This is a genomic window from Allomesorhizobium camelthorni, from assembly GCF_011045125.1.
Lineage (GTDB): Bacteria > Pseudomonadota > Alphaproteobacteria > Rhizobiales > Rhizobiaceae > Allomesorhizobium > Allomesorhizobium camelthorni.
Genome location: NZ_JAAKZF010000191.1, coordinates 1 through 3,691 on the forward strand (window position 1 = coordinate 1; position 3,691 = coordinate 3,691).

The window sequence follows — 3,691 nt, forward strand, 5'->3', positions numbered from 1 at the left end:
GGCCCAATGACCTCATAGCTGTTCAAATACGACAACGGAAAGAACAAACGCAGCTCGCGGGGTGACGAGGTTTCGTCAGCTGCTCCACAGCCCGTCAAGGCGCCTGGCTGCAACGCGGGTGTAGTGAGCGGTGTGCTTGGGGTCGCGATGTCCGAGATAGTCCTGGATGAGGCGCAGATCATGGCCGCGATTAGCAAGCGAGAAGCCGCAGGAGTGCCGCAGCATGTGGGGATGGACCTTCGCCAGCCTGGCTCGGGCGGCGGTCGTGGCGATGATATAGTTGACAGCCTGACGAGTGAACGGCTGGTTGCGCTCGGAAATAAAAAGCCAGGGCAGATGGTCCCGGCGCATGGCCATCCGTCGCTTGATGGCGCGTAGCTCATCGCCAGCGATAATGCGCGGAATCCATATCCGGGCTTCCTGCGCAGGGCGATGGCTTCGCTGGCGCGCAGGACGTGGCGGTACATCATCAGGATGAGCAGGTAGTCGCGGATGCCGTGGCAGGATTTGCGTGCCGCTTCGAGTAGCGTTGCAATCTCGGCTTCTCCGAGGAAATCCTTGCGCCGTTCGTATCCGTCGGCAGCCAAGGTGGCGCCACTCTTTACTTTTCGCCGGCCGGCGATGCGTCGGGAGCGTGGCATAGCGTGTTGATGTTTCTCGAGCTACGCGGCCACCTGTTGTTCGAAATCGATGCGGCTGTCCAGGTCGATCTCGAAGCGGCCATAGGGATTGATGTGCGCATAGCTGAGCGGCGTCAGCCCACGGTGATCCTCTGGCGTCATGCGTGCCGCCCAGGCCGGATTGCCGAGAACAGATTGCAGCATGCGCGTGTTGACATAGACGAGGCAGTTCTGGAGCAGGTGCAGCGCCAGCACTGAGATCTCCTGATCCTCCAGCCGGTTGGTCGCTACCTCGCCGCCCTTGCCGAAAAAGACGAAACTGTTGGCGCTGTTCCAGTTCTCGACAACGTTGAGGCTTTCGTGGATTTCCTGCCGGAACGCCTCCATGCGAAGATAACGGCACAGGAAAATCGTCTTGATCGCACGCCCCAGTTCGGCAAGCGCCCTGTAGGTTGGATGCATGATCTCCGAGCGCGCGAAACGGCGCAGGATCGCTTCCGCGTCGGCCGTGCCACGACGCATGGCTACCGCGTGCTTGACCATCTCGTCATACTGACGCTCAACGCTGGTCCAGTCGATCACATCCGAGAGGATCGGCATCAGGTTTGGCAGCTCGCCCTTCATGCCTGCACGCGGCAGGCACAGTTTCTGGTGCGCGATCGCCTTCAGGCGCGGTGCGAGTTCGAAGCCGAGCAGCTTGCAGAAAGCAAACGCCACCTCGCTTTGGCCATGACTGTCCACGTATTGGCGGCGAATCTCCAGATCAGTGCAATGGCGCAGCACGCCCTCGATCATGGCGGCCACCTCCGACGATGAGCAGCGCTTGAGCTGCGAATAGATGCAGGTCGAACGCTTCTCGACATGCCAGTAGATCATCACGCCGCGCCCGCCATAGCGGATATGCCATTCCGTCATCAGGTTGCGGTCCCAGGCGCCGAATTTCTTCGAGTCCGAAGCGCACGCCGTCCCGACATCGCCCCAGATCGCCGGATTGCGGATCGCCAGGGTGGCGTTGGCCACGCGGCCGGCGGCATCGCGCAAGGCTTCCGCATGGATGAACCGTCGATGGACATGAAGCAGCTCCTTGTAGCTCACATCCTCGACGCCGGTGCTAACGCGCTTCAGCCCGGCATTGGTCCCAAGCCCGTAGAGGCATAGCAGCAGCCGGCGTTGCAGTGTCGCGGGATCGAGCGCCACGCGCTCGCCAGAGGTCTTGAAGGCGTCGAGAAATCCGGTGTCGAGCGCGGCTTCCTTGAGCAGATCGAGCAATGCCACCATCGGCCAGCGGCGAGCGACCTCGGTTTTTACCGCCGCCAGCCCCGGCGGCTCGGGTTGCGGCGGCGTCGGTGAAACGGAAATCCGGTTCGCGCCACGCCACAGGATGCGTACGCTTCCTGTGGCGGTCAACTCGGCATTGAAGCGGCGCAGTTCCTCCTCCATTTCCGCCTTGATCGCCGCAGTGAAGGCGCGGGCATCCATAGACAGGCCTAGATCGGCGTAATATTCGGTCCGACGCGCGTCAAAATCCTTCGGCAAGTCGTCGTCTGGATTGCGGTGCCGGTCGGCGCCGACCACCCAGATCTCCTTGGCCCGGATTCGCTCGCGCAGCGCCTTGAGCACACAAAGCTCGTAGTCGATCAGGTTGATCCGCCCACCCGCCGCAATCACGACATCGCGCCATTTGACTGGAATCACTCCGTCGACCGGAACGCCGTCCCCAACGTGGAGCAACCGGCGGCCCTCGCGTCGCGCCCGGCGAATCCATGCCAACCCATCCAGAACGGGCCGGTGCACCGCGTTGTTCGAACGAAACTCCAAAGCCTCCAGCAGCGCGGGAAGCATGCGCCGGTAATGGTTGGCATAGGAGGCGCGCATCGTGTGGTGAACCCGCTGCTCCCACGCGCCGCGAGCCTTGTATTCCGCCATGATCGCCTTGAGCTTCGCCTCGCCGGCCACCGGAAAGATCACATCGCGTACGGTGCCGTCGGGGTCTTCAGTCGCCGCCGCGGCTATCTCGGCCAAAAGCCGATCCTTGCCAAAAACGCGATCAATGTCACGCGTCAGCGCCGCCAGTGTGCTGCGCTCGGCTTTGACGTCGATCTTGTGAATGGTTTCAAGCAGAAGATCTACCAGCCCGTCGGTGATCTCGGCCTCGCGCGCCATCAGAAACACCGCGTACATGCCCAGCCGGCGCGCCGGCGCATGGCGCCGCATCTCCCAGGCCGTTTCTTGTGCCGCCCGACGGCGAAGCCGCTCAATCACCGGTGGACCGATTTCCGAGAACATGCCGCGCGGCAACTCGAGCCGCCGAATAAACGACAGTCGGTCCGCGGCCTTGAGAAGGCTTTCCAGCGCAATCCGCCCTGGATCGGCCTTGATCGCGGCAAAGCCAACCGTTGTGTCGGGAGCATTCAGCGACGCCTCCATCCGCGCGGCCGCCTCGGGTGCAAGAGCCGTTGCAATGCGCGTAAGAAGCGTCTCTTCGAAACGCCGCCTGGCCGAGCGGACCAGACGCTGCGAAACGGACATGCTCGGCGACCGGACCTTCCGCCTCAGGCTCCACCGGTCGATCGATTCGATCATCGACTCCAGCCCCGCTCCGGAGCGACAAATCTCTCTTTCAAGCCAGTCCTGAAGCGCCGCAAGGTCGTGCCCTTCAAGGCTTTGGATCCCGAGAAGGCTCAGGATTTCCGAGCGATGGCGCTGGCCGTTGCGGCCCGACCAATCGTATTCGACCAGTTCGGCCGCAGGCCGCTCAAGCTGTTCAGCGAGATAGTCTCTCGCCGGATCGGGAATCTCCGACGCCGACGCCGGAAATCGCCCTGACAGCTGGTAGAATTTCAGCTGCGCCGCAAAGCCAAGCCGCAATGATGCTGATTTGCCATCGATCCGGGCGCGCTCCTCAAATCCAAGACTCCAGTGCTCCGCAAGCTCCTGTCTGCTCCAATTCCGGTCCATCGGCGCGCCCTCTCTCAACTCTTCGGCGGCGCCATCCTAGCCCGGCCCTCTCAGGCCGTTTCCCGAATGTTCTTTTCATTGTCGTTTTTCAACAGCTATGAGGTCACTGGGCC

Annotated in this window: 2 protein-coding genes; both read right to left on the minus strand. The window is 62.3% G+C overall.

The genetic code is table 11. The features are described 5' to 3' along the window. Nucleotides 1-75 precede the first annotated feature (75 nt). Nucleotides 76-573, minus strand: a complete 498-nt coding sequence (locus tag G6N73_RS38180; protein ID WP_343044846.1) for a tyrosine-type recombinase/integrase — start codon at nucleotides 571-573, stop codon at nucleotides 76-78. A gap of 89 nt (nucleotides 574-662) precedes the next feature. Next, complete coding sequence (locus tag G6N73_RS34950) at nucleotides 663-3,578, minus strand: Tn3 family transposase (protein ID WP_165034432.1); 2,916 nt, start codon at nucleotides 3,576-3,578, stop codon at nucleotides 663-665. Nucleotides 3,579-3,691: the final 113 nt, after the last annotated feature.